Source organism: Pseudomonas sp. NMI542_15 (assembly GCF_021283425.1).
Lineage (GTDB): Bacteria > Pseudomonadota > Gammaproteobacteria > Pseudomonadales > Pseudomonadaceae > Aquipseudomonas > Aquipseudomonas fortuita.
Genome location: NZ_JAJSRO010000007.1, coordinates 176,137 through 192,762 on the forward strand (window position 1 = coordinate 176,137; position 16,626 = coordinate 192,762).

At 63.1% G+C, this 16,626-nt stretch carries 14 protein-coding genes; 10 read left to right on the top strand and 4 right to left on the bottom strand.

What is annotated here, in order from left to right:
• The first annotated feature begins 179 nt into the window (after positions 1–179).
• The 7 genes from LU684_RS13295 to LU684_RS13325 all read left to right on the top strand — a co-directional run bounded on the left by LU684_RS13295 (position 180) and on the right by LU684_RS13325 (position 8,264).
• Complete coding sequence (locus tag LU684_RS13295) at positions 180–1,430, top strand: D-mannose isomerase (RefSeq protein WP_060517589.1); 1,251 nt, start codon at positions 180–182, stop codon at positions 1,428–1,430.
• Positions 1,431–1,534: 104 nt separating this feature from the next.
• Positions 1,535–2,821: an ABC transporter substrate-binding protein gene (locus tag LU684_RS13300; RefSeq protein ID WP_232894719.1), complete on the top strand. Its 1,287-nt coding sequence runs from the start codon at positions 1,535–1,537 to the stop codon at positions 2,819–2,821.
• Positions 2,822–3,002: 181 nt separating this feature from the next.
• Complete coding sequence (locus LU684_RS13305) at positions 3,003–3,911, top strand: carbohydrate ABC transporter permease (RefSeq protein ID WP_232894720.1); 909 nt, start codon at positions 3,003–3,005, stop codon at positions 3,909–3,911.
• Positions 3,904–4,749 (top strand): carbohydrate ABC transporter permease, encoded by an 846-nt coding sequence (locus tag LU684_RS13310; RefSeq protein ID WP_209953365.1) that lies wholly within the window; start codon positions 3,904–3,906, stop codon positions 4,747–4,749. Before LU684_RS13305 ends, LU684_RS13310 begins: the two co-directional genes overlap by 8 nt.
• A 3-nt stretch (positions 4,750–4,752) precedes the next feature.
• Positions 4,753–5,907 carry an ABC transporter ATP-binding protein gene (locus LU684_RS13315; RefSeq protein ID WP_232894721.1) on the top strand — a complete coding sequence of 385 codons (1,155 nt, stop codon included), beginning with the start codon at positions 4,753–4,755 and terminating at the stop codon, positions 5,905–5,907.
• A gap of 41 nt (positions 5,908–5,948) precedes the next feature.
• On the top strand, positions 5,949–7,292 hold the full coding sequence (locus LU684_RS13320) for a carbohydrate porin (protein WP_060517584.1): 1,344 nt from the start codon (positions 5,949–5,951) through the stop codon (positions 7,290–7,292).
• A 117-nt stretch (positions 7,293–7,409) separates the two neighbouring features.
• Positions 7,410–8,264: a D-hexose-6-phosphate mutarotase gene (locus LU684_RS13325; protein ID WP_016485098.1), complete on the top strand. Its 855-nt coding sequence runs from the start codon at positions 7,410–7,412 to the stop codon at positions 8,262–8,264.
• Here the strand turns inward: LU684_RS13325 and hexR are convergent.
• Entirely contained in the window at positions 8,257–9,120 is an 864-nt protein-coding gene (hexR, locus tag LU684_RS13330; RefSeq protein WP_172455959.1) for a DNA-binding transcriptional regulator HexR, read from the bottom strand. The genes LU684_RS13325 and hexR overlap by 8 nt on opposite strands.
• 211 nt (positions 9,121–9,331) lie before the next feature.
• On the opposite strand from hexR, the gene zwf reads away from it, so the two are divergent.
• From zwf to LU684_RS13345, 3 genes are read left to right on the top strand one after another with little or no spacing between them, the layout of a single operon-like run.
• Entirely contained in the window at positions 9,332–10,801 is a 1,470-nt protein-coding gene (gene zwf, locus LU684_RS13335; protein WP_016485100.1) for a glucose-6-phosphate dehydrogenase, read from the top strand.
• The gene (pgl, locus tag LU684_RS13340) at positions 10,788–11,501 is read left to right on the top strand and encodes a 6-phosphogluconolactonase (protein ID WP_016485101.1); all 714 of its coding nucleotides are present in this window, start codon (positions 10,788–10,790) and stop codon (positions 11,499–11,501) included. The genes zwf and pgl overlap by 14 nt, the downstream gene beginning before the upstream one ends.
• Before the next feature lie 17 nt (positions 11,502–11,518).
• Positions 11,519–12,199 (top strand): bifunctional 4-hydroxy-2-oxoglutarate aldolase/2-dehydro-3-deoxy-phosphogluconate aldolase, encoded by a 681-nt coding sequence (locus tag LU684_RS13345; RefSeq protein ID WP_016485102.1) that lies wholly within the window; start codon positions 11,519–11,521, stop codon positions 12,197–12,199.
• Between the two features lie 114 nt (positions 12,200–12,313).
• On the opposite strand, the gene leuA is transcribed toward LU684_RS13345, so the two are convergent.
• The 3 genes from leuA to xseA all read right to left on the bottom strand — a co-directional run bounded on the left by leuA (position 12,314) and on the right by xseA (position 16,578).
• A complete protein-coding gene (leuA, locus tag LU684_RS13350; protein ID WP_023048427.1) occupies positions 12,314–13,987 on the bottom strand; it encodes a 2-isopropylmalate synthase in 1,674 nt (557 codons plus the stop codon).
• Between the two features lie 380 nt (positions 13,988–14,367).
• Complete coding sequence (locus LU684_RS13355; RefSeq protein WP_016485104.1) at positions 14,368–15,195, bottom strand: M23 family metallopeptidase; 828 nt, start codon at positions 15,193–15,195, stop codon at positions 14,368–14,370.
• Positions 15,196–15,198: 3 nt separating this feature from the next.
• Positions 15,199–16,578 (bottom strand): exodeoxyribonuclease VII large subunit, encoded by a 1,380-nt coding sequence (gene xseA / locus LU684_RS13360; RefSeq protein ID WP_024717654.1) that lies wholly within the window; start codon positions 16,576–16,578, stop codon positions 15,199–15,201.
• Positions 16,579–16,626: the final 48 nt, after the last annotated feature.

The window sequence follows — 16,626 nt, forward strand, 5'->3', positions numbered from 1 at the left end:
AGGTACAGCGTAAACCTTGAAAGTTTTAGGGTCTTTGTGGCAGCTGGCTTGCCGGCGATCGGGCCATTGCAGGCCACATAGATGTCACTGCCCCGTGACAATCCTGGTCTGCTTCGTGACCTGCCGGCCAAACCGGTTGGCTAGAATTCGCACACGACTGGCAAGGATCAAGCTGGCCCATGAACACCTCCAACCTGCCTTCCAGCAGCTGGCTCAACGCCCCGGCCCATGCTGCCTGGCGCCTGGCCGAAGCACAGCGCCTGCTGGCCTTCGCCAAGGCCGCGAAACTGCCCGACGGCTTCGGCAACCTGGACGCCGAGGGGCGGTTAGCGCCCGGCGCCTGCGCCGAAACCATGAACACTGCTCGCATGACCCACTGCTTCGCCCTGGCTCACCTGCAGGGCATGCCCGGCTGCCTGGACTACGTCGCACACGGCGTGGCCGCTTTGCGCGGTGCCATGCAGGATGCCAGCTACGGCGGTTGGTTCGCCCACCCCGGTGGCCACGACGACAGTGGCAAGGCGGCTTACCTGCATGCTTTTGTCGCCCTGGCCGCCAGCTCGGCAGTGGTGGCGGGCGCGGTCGATGCCCCCGCGCTGTTGGCTGACGCCATCCAGGTGATCGAAGCGCATTTCTGGAGCGAAGAAGAAGGCGCCCTGCGGGAAACCTTCTCCCGCGCCTGGCAACTGCCCGAGCCGTACCGTGGCGCCAATAGCAACATGCACGCGACCGAGGCTTTTCTGGCCTTGGCAGACGTCACCGGCAACAGCCTGTGGCTGAAGCGCGCCCTGCGCATCGCCGAACGTATCATTCATACCCACGCCGCGGCCAACGGCTACCGGGTCATCGAGCATTTCGACGCGCTCTGGCAGCCACTGGCGCACTACAACATTGAGCATCCGGCCGACCACTTCCGGCCTTATGGCACCACGCCCGGGCACGCCCTTGAGTGGGCGCGGCTGCTGCTGCACCTGGAGGCCAGCCTCGACCGGGCCGGCCTGCAGGCGCCGCAGTGGCTGGCGGATAGCGCTCGGGCCCTGTTCGACACAGCCTGCCAGCAGGCCTGGAAGGTCGATGGCGCGCCCGGTTATGTCTACACCCTGGACTGGGCCGGGCAGCCCGTAGTGCATGCGCGCCTGCACTGGGTGCACGCCGAGGCCTGCGCCGCCGCCGCAGCGCTCTTGCAGCGCACCGGCGAGGCGCATTACGAGCAGTGGTACCGCAACGGCTGGGATTTCATCGCCAGCCACTTTATCGATACCCATGGCGGCAGCTGGCACCACGAACTCGATGCAACCAACCAGCCGGCCGGGACCATCTGGCCGGGCAAGCCAGACCTCTATCACGCCTACCAGGCGCTGTTGCTGCCAGGCTTGCCGCTGGCATCCAGCCTGGCCAGCAACCTCGCCGCCAATGTAACCAGACGATGACATTCGCGCATCGCTTCGTTACCTGACGAGGCGGGCACGCTGTTTAGACTTCATGCAACGCAAGCGATCGACTTGCACGGCATAACAACAAGAAAGGTGCTTTGATGAATCCCACGTTCCGTCTCGCTGCCGCAATTTCCCTGGCTTCCTTGCTCCCGCTCAGTGCCCTGGCTGCCGAACCCAAAGGCAGCGTCGAGGTGGTGCACTGGTGGACTTCCGGTGGTGAAAAAGCGGCCGTCGATGTGCTCAAGGCCCAAGTCGAGAAAGACGGCTTTACGTGGAAGGATGGCGCCGTGGCCGGTGGTGGTGGTGCCACGGCCATGACCGTGCTCAAAAGCCGCGCCGTAGCCGGCAACCCACCGGGTGTCGCGCAAATCAAAGGGCCAGACATTCAGGATTGGGCTTCCACCGGCTTGCTCGACACCGATGTGCTCAAGGATGTGGCCAAAGAGGAAAAGTGGGACGCATTGCTCGACAAGAAAGTCGCCGATACCGTGAAGTACGAAGGTGACTATGTCGCCGTGCCGGTGAACATCCACCGCATCAACTGGCTGTGGATCAACCCCGAAGTCTTCAAGAAAGCTGGCATCGGCAAGGTGCCCGCCACCCTCGACGAATTCTACGCTGCTGCCGACAAGCTCAAGGCTGCCGGCTTCATCCCGCTCGCCCATGGTGGCCAGCCGTGGCAGGACAGCACGGTATTTGAAAGTGTTGTGCTGTCGGTAATGGGAGCAGATGGTTACAAGAAGGCCATGGTCGACCTCGACAGCGCTACCCTGACCGGCCCGGACATGGTCAAGGCGCTGACTGAGTTGAAGAAGGTTGCCACCTACATGGACCCGGACGGCAAAGGCCAGGACTGGAACCTGGAAGCGGCCAAGGTCATCAACGGCAAGGCCGGCATGCAGATCATGGGCGACTGGGCCAAGAGCGAGTGGACCCTGGCGAAGAAAACCGCCGGCAAGGATTACCAGTGCGTGCCTTTCCCGGGCACCGACAAGGCCTTCCTCTACAACATCGACTCGCTGGTGGTGTTCAAGCAGAACAACCCCGGCACGTCTGCCGGCCAGCAGGACATTGCCCGCAAGGTGCTGGGTGAGGACTTCCAGAAGGTCTTCAGCAGCAACAAGGGTTCGATTCCGGTACGCAACGACATGCTCGCCGATATGGGCAAGTATGGCTTCGATGCGTGCGCGCAGACCTCTGCCAAGGACTTCCTGGCCGACGCCAAAAATGGCGGCCTGCAGCCGAGCATGGCGCACAACATGGCCACCACGCTGGCCGTGCAGGGCGCGTTCTTCGATGTGGTGACCAACTACATCAACGACCCCAAGGCCGACCCGGCCGATGCAGCGAAGAAGCTGGCGGCGGCGATCAAGGCTGCCCAGTAGAGCTGACGCGATCCCCGTTGTAGGAGCGGCCTTGCGTCGCGATGGGCTGCGCAGCAGCCCCAGAACCTGCGCACTCGATCTTCCAGGTAGGTGTTGACCTTGGGTCCGTTGGGGCTGCTGCGCAGCCCATCGCGACGCAAGGCCGCTCCTACAGGGGAGTGCGGTACCTTTGAGGTGAACCATGATCACGTCTACCGCCCAACTGCGGGCCTCACCCCTGGACGCGCTTCAGCGCTGGCTGCCCAAGCTGGTGCTGGCACCCAGCATGCTGATCGTCCTGGTGGGCTTCTACGGCTACATCCTCTGGACCTTCGTGCTGTCCTTCACCACCTCGACCTTTCTGCCCACCTACAAATGGGCAGGCCTTGCGCAGTACGCCCGGCTGTTCGACAACGACCGCTGGTGGGTGGCGAGCAAGAACCTGCTGCTGTTCGGTGGCCTGTTCATCGGCATCAGCCTGGCCATCGGCGTACTGCTGGCGGTGCTGCTGGACCAGCGCATCCGCCGTGAGGGCTTCATCCGCACCATTTACCTGTACCCCATGGCGCTGTCGATGATCGTTACCGGCACTGCCTGGAAGTGGCTGCTCAACCCCGGCATGGGGTTGGACAAACTGTTGCGCGACTGGGGTTGGGAGGGCTTTCGCCTGGACTGGCTGATCGACCCCGACCGGGTGGTGTATTGCCTGGTGATCGCCGCAGTGTGGCAGGCTTCGGGCTTCATCATGGCAATGTTCCTGGCCGGCCTGCGGGGCGTCGATCCTTCGATCATCCGTGCGGCGCAGATGGATGGCGCCAGCCTGCCGCGCATCTACTGGACCGTGGTGCTGCCCAGCCTGCGCCCGGTGTTCTTCAGTGCACTGATGATCCTCTCGCACATTGCCATCAAGAGCTTCGACCTGGTGGCGGCGATGACTGCCGGCGGCCCGGGTTACTCGTCCGACCTGCCGGCAATGTTCATGTACTCGTTCACCTTCAGCCGCGGCCAGATGGGCATGGGCTCGGCCAGCGCCATCCTCATGCTCGGGGCGATCCTGGCGATCCTCGTGCCGTACCTGTACTCGGAGCTGCGGAGCAAACGCCATGCATAGCCCTGTCGACAAACCGGCGCTCAGCCTCAGCCGCATCGCCATCCACGCGGTGTTGTGGATCGCTGTGCTGTTGTACCTGGTGCCGCTGGTGGTAATGCTGCTGACCAGCTTCAAGACCCCCGAAGACATCAGCACCGGCAACCTGCTGAGCTGGCCGGCGGTGATTACCGGCATTGGCTGGGTCAAGGCCTGGGGCACGGTCAGCGGTTATTTCTGGAACTCGATCATGATCACCGTGCCAGCGGTGCTGATCTCCACCACCATTGGCGCGCTGAACGGCTATGTGCTGTCGATGTGGCGCTTCCGTGGCTCGCAGCTGTTCTTCGGCCTGCTGTTGTTCGGCTGCTTCCTGCCATTCCAGACCGTGCTGCTGCCGGCCTCGTTCACCCTCGGCAAGCTGGGCCTGGCCAGCACCACCGGCGGCCTGGTGCTGGTGCACGTGGTCTACGGCCTGGCCTTCACCACGCTGTTTTTCCGCAACTTCTACGTGAGCATCCCCGATGCACTGGTCAAGGCCGCGCGCCTGGACGGGGCCGGGTTCTTCACCATCTTCCGGCGCATCATCCTGCCGATGTCCACGCCCATCATCATGGTCTGCCTGATCTGGCAGTTCACCCAGATCTGGAATGACTTCCTGTTCGGCGTGGTGTTTTCCAGCGGTGATTCGCAACCGATCACCGTGGCCCTGAACAACCTGGTCAATACCAGCACCGGGGCCAAGGAATACAACGTCGACATGGCTGCAGCGATGATCGCCGGCCTGCCAACCCTGCTGGTGTATGTGGTGGCTGGCAAATATTTCGTGCGCGGGCTGACGGCCGGCGCGGTAAAGGGGTAAGTCATGGCAACGCTCGAACTTCGCAATGTGAACAAGACCTACGGCAGCGGCCTGCCGGACACCCTCAAGGACATCCAGCTGTCGATCAAAGATGGCGAGTTCCTGATCCTGGTCGGCCCCTCTGGCTGTGGCAAATCGACCTTGATGAACTGCATCGCCGGCCTGGAGCAGATCACCGGCGGTGCGATCCTCATCGACGAGCAGGACGTCAGTGGCATGAGCCCCAAGGACCGTGACATCGCCATGGTGTTCCAGTCCTACGCGCTGTACCCGACCATGAGCGTGCGCGAGAACATCGAATTTGGCCTGAAGATCCGCAAGATGCCGCAGGCGGCCATCGATGAAGAAGTGACGCGGGTCGCCAAGCTGCTGCAGATCGAGCACCTGCTGGCGCGCAAGCCGGCACAGCTGTCCGGTGGTCAGCAGCAACGGGTAGCCATGGGCCGGGCGCTGGCGCGGCGGCCGAAGATCTACCTGTTCGATGAGCCGCTGTCCAACCTCGATGCCAAGCTGCGGGTCGAGATGCGCACCGAAATGAAACTGATGCACCAGCGCCTGAAGACCACCACCGTGTACGTCACCCATGACCAGATCGAGGCCATGACCCTGGGTGACAAGGTGGCGGTGATGAAGGACGGCATCATCCAGCAGTTCGGCACCCCGCAGCAGATCTACAACGACCCGGCCAACCAGTTTGTGGCCAGCTTCATCGGTTCGCCGCCGATGAACTTCATCCCGGTGCGCCTCACGCAACAGCAGGGGCGCCTGCGGGCCGTGCTTGACAGTGGCCAGGCGCGCTGTGAGCTGCCCTTGGGGGTGGCCGATGGCGAGCTGGATGGCCGCGACCTCATCCTTGGCATCCGCCCCGAGCAGATCGCCCTGGGCGACGGCGAGTGCAACGGCCTGCCGGGCATTCGTGCCGAGGTGCAGGTAACCGAACCTACCGGGCCGGACCTGCTGGTGTTCGTCACGCTCAACCAGACCAAGGTGTGCTGCCGCCTGGCGCCGGATGTGGCGTGCCGCGTGGGTGACACCCTCAACCTGCAATTCGACCCGGCCCGGGTGCTGCTGTTCGACGCCGACAGTGGCGAGCGCATACGCCTGGCCAGCACGGACGCAACCGCAAAGGACAACGTGGCTCACTTCAAAGGCCGTTGACTCGTCTACACCATCAATAAGAAAAAAGAGGACGCATAGGGATGGAACAGCGCAAACGTATCAGGACATTGGGCTCGCTGGCTTTGCTCGCCGTTGTCGGCAGCAGCGGCGCGCAGGCTGCCGAGGCTTTTTCCAGTGAATCGAAGTGGATGACCGGCGATTGGGGCGGCACCCGTACCGAGTTGCTGGAGAAGGGCTACGACTTCACCCTCGACTACGTCGGCGAGGTGGCCGGCAACCTGCACGGTGGCTACAACGACGACAAGACTGCACGCTACAGCGACCAGTTCGCCCTTGGCGCACACCTGGACCTGCAGAAGATCTTTGGTTGGCACGATGCCGAGTTCAAGCTGGCGATCACCGAGCGCAGCGGCCGCAACCTGTCCAACGACCGTATCAGCGACCCGCGCGCCGGGCAGTTCAGCTCGGTGCAGGAAGTGTGGGGCCGAGGACAGACCTGGCGTCTGACCCAGATGTGGTTCAAGCAGAAGTATTTCGACGGTGCCCTGGACGTCAAATTCGGCCGCTTCGGCGAGGGCGAGGACTTCAACAGCTTCCCTTGCGACTTCCAGAACCTGGCCTTCTGCGGCTCTCAGGTGGGCAACTGGGTGGGCGGCATCTGGTACAACTGGCCGGTCAGCCAGTGGGCGCTGCGGGTGAAATACAACATCACCCCGGAATTCTTCGTACAGGTCGGCGCCTTCGAGCAGAACCCCTCCAACCTGGAAACCGGCAACGGCTTCAAGCTCAGCGGCAGCGGCACCAAGGGGGCAATCCTGCCGGTGGAGGCGGTGTGGTCGCCCAAGGTCAACGGCCTGCCGGGTGAGTACCGCCTGGGTTACTACTACAGCACGGCCAAGGCCGACGATGTGTTCGACGACGTCAACGGCAACCCGCAGGCGCTGACTGGCGGGGCCTTCAAGTCGCACTCCAGCAAGCATGGCTGGTGGGTAGTGGCGCAGCAGCAGGTCACGGATCATGGTGGCGACGTCAACCGCGGCCTCAGCCTGTTCGCCAACTTCACCGTGCACGACAAGGCCACCAACGTGGTCGACAACTACCAGCAGGTGGGGCTGGTCTACAAAGGCGCCTTCGACGCCCGGCCCAAGGATGACATCGGCTTCGGTGTGGCGCGTATTCATGTGAATGACGACGTGAAGAAACGCGCCGAACTGCTCAACGCCCAGAGTGGTATCAACGATTACGACAACCCAGGCTTCGTGCCGCTGCAACGCACCGAGTACAACGCCGAGCTCTACTACGGCTTCCACGTCACCAACTGGCTGACCGTGCGGCCTAACCTGCAGTACATCAAGAGCCCGGGCGGGGTGGATGAAGTGGACAACGCGCTGGTCGCAGGCTTGAAGATTCAGTCGTCATTCTGAGGCCATTTGTTGTAAATTTACGCCAATCCCTTTTCGGTTCCCGGCACCCACTGGCCTGCAGTGGTTGTCGGGGATAGGCCGAGACAGCGCTATCTCAAACAACAAGAGCTCTGAACCATGCCCGAACATCCGCTCCATCGCTTCTTTTCCTCGCAGCGGCCAAGGCCGACATTCGAGTGGGAGCGTTACCAGCAGCGCGATGTGCTGATCATTGATCACCCCCGTTGCCAGGCGGTATTCAGCCGCCAGGGCGCGCAACTGCTGCACTTTCAGCCGGCAGGTGAGCGGCCGTGGCTGTGGTGCGCCGAGCAGTGGCCGCAGGTGGGGGCGATCCGTGGCGGCGTGCCGGTGTGCTGGCCGTGGTATGGCCGCCACCCCAGCGAGGACCTGTGGCCAGCCCACGGCTGGGCGCGTTTGCTGGACTGGAAGCTCGTAGACAGCCGCGAAGACGAGGAGGGCGTTACCTTGAAGTGGCGCCTGGACCTGTGCGACTGGCAGGTCGACCTGCACGCCAGGCTGGGTAGCCGTATGGAACTGAGCCTGAGTACCGAGCACCAGGACAGCGAACCTTGCCAGCTGAGCCATGCATTGCTGGCCTATTGGCGGATCAGTGACGTCTCCGAGATAGCGCTGTCCGGGCTGGAGGATATCGAAGGTTATGACCGCCTGAATCGTCAGGCCTGCCGTGAAGATGGCGCGCTGAAGCTCAAGGGTGGCTGCCAGAAGGTCTACCCGGGCACGCCGCGGGTGCAGTTGCAGGACCCGGCCTGGCAGCGCGAGCTGTGCATTGACACCGGTGACAGCGATGACACCGTGGTCTGGCACCCGGGTAACCGACCGTTGATGGGCGTGACTGGCCGTGAAAGCCAGCGTTTTGTCTGCGTCGAGGCCGCCAGTGGCAGTGGCGAGGGCCTGAGCCTGGCGCCGGGGCAGCGTGCCCACCTGCGCCTGCAGGCGCACCGGCTCAGTTGAGTTCGTCGTCCTCGATCGGGTAGCGGCTGGCGTTCAGGCTTTCCTTGATCTTGCGCAGGTGTGGCTGGAAGTCGACGCCGCGGCGCAGGGTCATGCCGGTAGCCAGCACATCGAGCACGGTCAGCTGGATGATCCGTGAGGTCATCGGCATGTAGATGTCGGTGTCTTCCGGCAACGGAATGTGCAGGCTCAGGCTGCAGGCATTGGCCAGTGGCGAGCCGGCGGCAGTCAGGCCCAGCACCGAGGCGCCGTTTTCGCGGGCCAGGCGGGCCACTTCGACCAGTTCGCGGGTGCGCCCGGTGTAGGAAATGATCACGAACAGGTCGCCGGTATGGGCCACTGAGGCCAGCATGCGCTGCATCAGCACATCGGCGTGGGCCGATACAGCCAGGTTGAAGCGGAAGAACTTGTGCTGCGCATCCAGGGCCACCGGGGCTGAGGCGCCCAGGCCGAAGAAGTGGATCTGCCTGGCCTGGATCATCATGTCCACGGCACGGCTGACCTGCTGCGGGTCCAGTAGCTGGCACGCGCCGTCGAGCGAGGCGATGGCACTGGCGAAGATTTTCTGGGTGTAGGCTGCCGGGTCATCGTCGGCCTCTACCGCTCGGCTGACGTAAGCGGCGCCGCTGGCCAGGCTCTGCGCCAGCTGCAGCTTGAGTTCGGGGTAACCGCTGACGCCGAACGAGCGGCAGAAGCGGTTGACGGTCGGTTCGCTGACCTTGGCCGCCTGTGCCAGCGCAGCAATGCTGAAACGGGTGGCTTGTTGCGGGTTGAGCAGGATGACTTCGGCGACTTTGCGTTCGGCCTTGTTCAGCTCGTCGAGGCGTCCCTGGATCTGTTCCAGGAGGTTTCGCACGCGGTCCATGGGTGTGTCCTTGGGTCGGGAAGACAGCCGGCTGGCGAAGCAGCAGGCTTTTTGCACGGTCGTCTATCGTACTGTTGGTGCGGATGGCGCACCACTTGTCTGTAATACTTGTGTGTAATGTTGTGGTTTTTACTACATTATCCCTTGAAAACCGTATGTGAAAGCGGTATTCCTAGACCAACTTTAGGAAAGAACCTACATCATGGCTGCAATCAGTGTCGAACCTTGCACATTTGCCCTGTTTGGCGCCCTCGGTGACCTGGCATTGCGCAAGCTGTTTCCTGCGCTCTACCAGCTCGACCGGGCTAACCTGCTGCACCCCGACACGCGCCTGCTGGCGCTGGCCCGCGAGGCAGGCAGCGCACAGGAGCACCTGAACAGCATCGAAGCCCACTTGCGCCGGCATGTGCCCGAGGCCGATATCGAGCCTGCTGCATTAGGCCGTTTCCTGGCCCGGTTGAGCTACCAGCACCTGGACTTTCTGCAACCCGAGGGTTACCAGGCACTGGCCGAGCAGCTGCCGGGCGAACTGCCGCTGATCGCTTACTTCGCCACGGCGGCAGCGGTGTACGGGGCCATTTGCGAAAACCTCGACAAGGCCGGGCTGGCTCCGCGTACCCGGGTGGTGCTGGAAAAGCCCATCGGCCACGACCTGGAGTCGTCACGCCGGGTCAACGATGCCGTGGCACGGTTCTTCCCCGAAAACCGGGTTTACCGCATCGACCACTACCTGGGCAAGGAGACGGTACAGAACCTGATTGCGCTGCGCTTCGCCAACAGCCTGTTCGAAACCCAGTGGAACCAGAATTCCATCTCCCACGTGGAGATCACCGTGGCCGAAAAGGTGGGTATCGAAGGCCGCTGGGGCTATTTCGACAAGGCTGGCCAGTTGCGCGACATGATCCAGAACCACCTGTTGCAGTTACTGTGCCTGATCGCCATGGACCCGCCGAGCGAGCTGTCCGCCGATGCCATTCGTGACGAAAAGGTGAAGGTGCTCAAGGCCCTGGCACCGATCACTGGCGAGGGTTTGAGCACCCGAGTGGTGCGTGGTCAGTACATTGCCGGCTACAGCGAGGGCAAGCCGGTGCCGGGTTACCTGGAAGAAGACAACGCCAACGCCAGCAGCGACACGGAAACCTTCGTCGCCCTGCGTGCCGACATCCGCAACTGGCGCTGGTCGGGCGTGCCGTTCTACCTGCGTACCGGCAAGCGCATGCCGCAGAAGCTGTCGCAGATCGTCATTCACTTCAAGGAAACGCCCCACTACATCTTTGCCCCGGAACAGCGTTTGCAAGTCGGCAACAAGCTGATCATCCGCCTGCAACCGGACGAGGGTATTTCTTTACGGGTGATGACCAAGGAGCAGGGCCTGGACAAAGGCATGCAACTGCGCAGTGGCCCGTTGCAGCTTAATTTTTCCGACACCTGGCGCAGCACGCGGATTCCGGACGCTTACGAACGCCTGTTGCTCGAAGTGATGCGCGGTAACCAGAACCTGTTCGTGCGCAAGGACGAAATCGAATATGCCTGGAAGTGGTGCGACCAGTTGATTGCCGGCTGGCGTAATGCAGGCGATGCGCCCAAGCCTTACGCGGCGGGCTCCTGGGGGCCGATGAGCTCGATAGCTTTGATCACACGCGATGGGAGGGCGTGGTATGGAGATATCTGAATTGAATTTTCCAGCGACTGTGAAGGTTCACGACCTGGCGGATGCCAAGGCGTTGGCTGCCACCCTGGCCCAAGATGTTGCCGAACGCCTTCGTGCAGCGATTGCTGCCAAGGGCCAGGCCTGCGTGGTGCTGTCGGGTGGCCGCAGCCCGGTGCCATTCCTTGAGCAGTTGGCCAGTGAAACCCTGGACTGGGCCAAGGTCACCGTCAGCCTGGCCGATGAGCGCTGGGTGCCGGTGGAGCACGCTGACAGCAACGCCGGGCTGTTGGCCCGCCATCTGCTCAAAGGCGCGGCAGCCAAGGCCCGCTTTGTCGGCCTGTACCAGCAGGCGGACAACCTCGATACCGCAGCTGGCAAGGCCGACCAGGCTCTGCTTGCACTGCCGCCAATCGACGTGCTGGTACTGGGCATGGGTGATGATGGCCATACCGCCTCGCTGTTCCCTGGCAGCCCAAACCTGAAAGCAGGCCTGGACCTCGCCAGCGGGCGTCGCTGCCTGCCGTTGCTGGCGCCGAGCGTGCCGCACCAGCGCCTGTCGATGACCCGCTCGCTGCTGGCCAGCGCCGCCTTCACAGCGCTGTCCGTGCAAGGGCCGGGCAAACTCGCTACCCTGCGCGCCGCGCTGGCTGGCAACGACCTTACTGAAATGCCGATTCGCGCTTTTCTTCACGACCCCCTGGACATCTACTGGTGCCCATGAGCCAAGGATCCACTGTCATGACCACCCTCGAACGCCCACAGCCAAAGCTCTCGATGGCCGCCAAAGCCGCCCGGATCGACGCCATTTGCGAACAGGCGCGCATCCTGCCGGTAATCACCATCGCCCGTGAGGAAGACATCCTGCCGCTGGCCGATGCCCTGGCCGCCGGTGGGATCCGTACCCTGGAAGTGACCCTGCGTTCGCAGCATGGGCTCAAAGCCATTCAGGTGCTGCGTGAACAGCGCCCGGAGTTGTGCGTAGGCGCGGGTACCGTGCTCGACCGCAGTATGTTCGCCGCTGTCGAGGCTGCCGGAGCACAGTTCGTCGTTACCCCGGGCATTACCCAGGACATCCTGAAGGCGGGCGTGGACAGTGAAATCCCGCTGCTGCCGGGCATCAGTACGCCATCCGAAATCATGATGGGCTATGCCTTGGGCTACCGCCGGTTCAAGTTGTTCCCGGCCGAAATCAGCGGCGGCGTGGCGGCGATCAAGGCCTTTGGTGGCCCGTTCGGCGATATTCGCTTCTGCCCAACCGGCGGCGTGAACCCGGCCAACGTGCGTAACTACATGGCCTTGCCCAATGTAATGTGCGTGGGGGGGACCTGGATGCTCGACAGCAGCTGGATCAAGAACGGCGATTGGGCGCGGATCGAAGCGTGCAGTGCCGAGGCGATGGCGCTGCTGGACGCCAACTGAATTTGTTGTGTGCTTTACGGCTTGTGGGGCGCTTGGTCGGCGCCCCTTTTTTTTGCCCCGAATAATGGAAAAAGCCCGCTTTCAACAGCGGGCTTTTTCTTTTCGCAAGCGTGCTCAGGCTGCCTTGGCATCCTGCTGGCTCAGCGAGCGGTTCAACGCGCTGAACAGTGCCTTGAAGCTGGCCGTGGTGATGTTTTCATCGATGCCCACGCCATGCACCGGGCGGCCACCGGCCACGCGCAGTTCAATGTAGGCTGCGGCCTTGGCATTGGTGCCTGCGCCAATGGCGTGCTCGTTGTAGTCCATGATCTCCACGGCAATCGGCAGGCCGGCTACCAGGGCTTCGAGGGCACCGTTGCCCTTGCCGCGCCAGTGCAGGGTGGTTTCGCCTTCACCGGCAACTTCCACTTCCACAGCGCTGTGGCCGTTTTCTTCCTGCAGGCGGTGGCTGACCAGCGCGTATGGCGCGTTGGCCTGGAGGTATTCCTTGTGCAGCAGGCTGTAGATCTGCTGGGCGGTCATTTCCAGGCCGAGGCGGTCGGTTTCACCCTGAACCACCTGGCTGAACTCGATCTGCATGCGGCGTGGCAGGCTGATGCCATATTCCTGTTCGAGCAGGTAGGTGATGCCGCCTTTACCCGACTGGCTGTTGACGCGGATAACCGCCTCGTAGCTGCGGCCGATGTCGGCCGGGTCGATTGGCAGGTACGGTACCTCCCACAGTTCGCCTTCCTGCTGCTTGGCGAAACCCTTGCGGATGGCATCCTGGTGCGAGCCGGAGAAGGCAGTATGGACCAGGTCGCCCACGTACGGGTGGCGTGGGTGCACCGGCAGCTGGTTGCACTCTTCGACCACCTTGCGCACGCCGTCGATGTCGGAGAAGTCCAGCAACGGGTCGATGCCTTGGGTGTAGAGGTTCAGGGCCAAGGTCACCAGGTCGACGTTACCGGTACGCTCGCCATTGCCGAACAGGCAGCCTTCGGCGCGGTCGGCGCCGGCCATCAGGCCCAGCTCGGTGGCAGCAATACCGGTGCCACGGTCGTTGTGGCAGTGCAGGCTGATGATCACGCTGTCGCGGCGGCTGACATTGCGGCAGAACCACTCGATCTGGTCGGCGTAGATGTTTGGCGTGGACACTTCCACCGTGGCCGGCAGGTTGAGGATGATCTTGTGCTCAGGCGTCGGGTTCCACACCTCGATGACTGCATCGCAGACTTCCTTGGCGAACTCCATTTCAGTGGCGCTGAAGGTTTCTGGCGAGTACTGGAAGGTCCACTGGGTTTCCGGCTGCTGGGCAGCGTACTTGACGAACAGCTTGGCGGCGTTCACCGCGATGTCTTTTACGCCTTGCTTGTCCTGGTTGAAGACAATGCGGCGGAACGACGGGCTGGTGGCGTTGTACAGGTGGACGATGGCCTTCTTCGCACCGCGCAGCGATTCGAAGGTGCGTGCGATCAGGTCTTCACGGGCCTGGGTGAGCACCTGGATGGTGGTGTCGTCCGGGATGTGGCCGTCCTCGATCAGGGTGCGAACGAAGTCGAAATCGGTCTGCGAGGCAGACGGGAACGACGCTTCGATTTCCTTCACGCCCACCTGCACCAGGGTCTTCCAGAAGCGCAGTTTCTTCTCCGAATCCATCGGCTCGATCAGCGACTGGTTGCCATCACGCAGGTCGGAGCTGCACCAGATCGGCGCGGCGGTGATGGTCTTCGACGGCCAGGTACGGTCAGGCAGGTCGATGGTCGGAAAGGCGCGGTATTTCTTCGAAGGGTCTTTGAGCATGGTCATGGAAGCAATCCTTTTGTGTGCGGCCGAGATCGGGCCTGCCGAGCGATAACGAGATGAAGAGGCGAGGCGACGCGATTCAGCCTGGTAGTCGGGCGCTGACCAGGCAGAGGCTGCGATGTTGTCGGAGCAGGATGAGGGTGCTGAAGGTTTTCATGCCCTCAACCCTAACCAGAGAGGTCAGGGATGGCAAGTGTCCAGAAAAAATTGAGAGAAATGCTTAAAAAAAGCGATTAGGCGAGATTTTATGGCTTTAATTTGTTGAGTGTTTCGTGATTTTTGCGCGGTATATTTCGATGGCGCAACCCAGTGGTAAGGGTGCTGCCTATGCTGGCCTCTTCGCGGGTTTACCCGCGAAGAGGCCAGCATAGGCAGCACAGGTCTCAGGGTTGGAACGCGCCGATGAAAATAGCCGGGTCCACCCGCGCATCATTCAGGCTGACGTTCCAGTGCATGTGCGGCCCGGTTGCCCGCCCGGTCGAGCCCACGCGACCGACCACCTCGCCACGGCGCAGTGATTGCCCCACCTGCACATCGATCTTCGACATGTGGCAGAACATGCTGATAAAGCCCTGCCCATGGTCGACGAACACCGTGCGGCCATTGAAGAAGTAATCCCCCACCAGGATCACCTTGCCATTGGCCGGTGTCTTGATCGGTGTCCCCGCTGGCACTGCAAAGTCCAGCCCGGCATGCGGGTTGCGCTCTTCACCGTTGAAGAAGCGGCGCACGCCGAATTTGCTCGACAGCGGGCCGTTGACCGGCTTGTCGAGGACCAGGTTGCTTGGCAGGGTCGGGCTGAAGCTGCGGTAGGCCTTGATCTGTTCGGCCAGCTCGCGGTCGATGCGCTTGAGGTCGGCCGGGTTCGGGTTGACCTGGCGAGTGTTCTTCAGCGTGATGCGCTGTTCCGGGTATTTCTTGCTCCCGACGCTGAAGGGCAGGGTGCGGCCGTCCTGGCTCAGCACGGCAGTGCCGGGCTTCTGGGTCAGCGGGATGCCGACGATGGCCAGCCAGTTGTCCTGCTCCTTCACCACCAGCACCGGCTTGCCGTCGAAACGGGCGCTGGGCGCGCTTGTGGCGGGGCCCAGGTCAACCACCGCCACGCCACCCGGCACCGGCTTGTTCAGTGTGCGGGTGATATAGCTGGCCTGGGCGCCGCCGGCGAGCAGCACGAGGGAGAGGGCGAGCAGGGGCGCGAGCAGGCGGGGCATGTGTCAGTCCAGTAATGAGAGGGTGACCGGGGTCAGGTGGTTGTCTTCGACCCGCACCTGCAGTTCGCCTTCGTTCAGGCGGGCGGTCAGGCGCTGGCCATTGCGGGTCTGTTCGGCACTGCGAATGGCCTGGCCCTGGTCGTCCAGCAGGATGCTGTAGCCGCGGGCGAGGGTGGCCAGCGGGCTCACCACCTGCAGGGTTTGCAGTTGGGCCTGGAAGCGTTGGCGGCGGTCTTTCAGCACCTCGCGCATGGCCCGTGGCAGGCGCTCGGCCAGGCTGTCCAGGCGCTGGCTCAGCAATTTCAGGTTGCGCCCCGGGTGCTGCGCGGCCAGGCGCGTGTCCATGCGTGCCACGCGCTCGCGGCGCTGATTGAGGCTGAGCATGAAAGCGCGGCGCAGGCGCATGTCCAGGTCGTCCAGGCGCTGGGCCTGCTGGCGCAGGCGTTCGCCCGGGTGGCGCAGGCGCCGGGTCAGTGATTCCAGGCGCAGCCGGTCATGGGTCAGGCGGTTCTGCATGCGCAGCAGCAGGCGCCGCTGCAGGCCGTCCAGCCGTTGCTGCAAGCCACTGTTGTCGGGGGCCAGCAACTCCGCGGCGGCAGACGGCGTGGGTGCCCGTACGTCGGCAACGAAGTCGCTGATCGACACATCGGTTTCATGGCCCACGGCGCTGACGATAGGGGTGACGCAGGCGGCTACGGCACGCGCCACGGCTTCTTCGTTGAAGCACCACAGGTCTTCCAGCGAACCACCACCGCGGGCCAGTATCAGCGCGTCGAAACCAAGGCTGTCGGCCAGGCGAATGGCGCGCACGATCTGCGCGATGGCTTCACGGCCCTGCACCGCCGTGGGAATCAGGTTCAGCTCCACTTGTGGAGCGCGGCGGCCGAACACGCTGATGATGTCGCGGATCACGGCGCCGGTAGGCGAGCTGATGATGCCGATACGTTGAGGGTGGGCCGGTAGCGGTTTTTTGCGTTCGGCGCTGAACAGCCCCTCGGCACTGAGCTTTTCCTTCAGCGCCTCGAAGGCCAGGCGCAGTGCGCCGTCGCCGGCCGGCTCGACGGTGTCGAGGATCAGCTGGTAGTCGCCACGCCCTTCAAACAGCGAAACCTTGCCGCGTACCCGCACCGCCAGGCCGTCGCGCAGCGCCTGGCGCACCCGCGTGGCGTTCTGCCGGAACAGCGCGCAACGCACCTGAGCGCCGCTGTCCTTGAGGGTGAAGTACATGTGGCCGGATGCCGGGCGGGCAAGGTTGGAGATTTCGCCTTCCACCCAGACGCTGCGGAACACGTCTTCCAGCAGCACGCGGGCGCGGCCGTTGAGTTGGCTGACGGTAAGGACCTCACGGTCCAGGCCGAGTCGTTCGAAGGGGTCTTTGATCATGGCAGGCATCATAAAGGACATCGGCCCCGGTTGTCTGTCTTGCCCCTA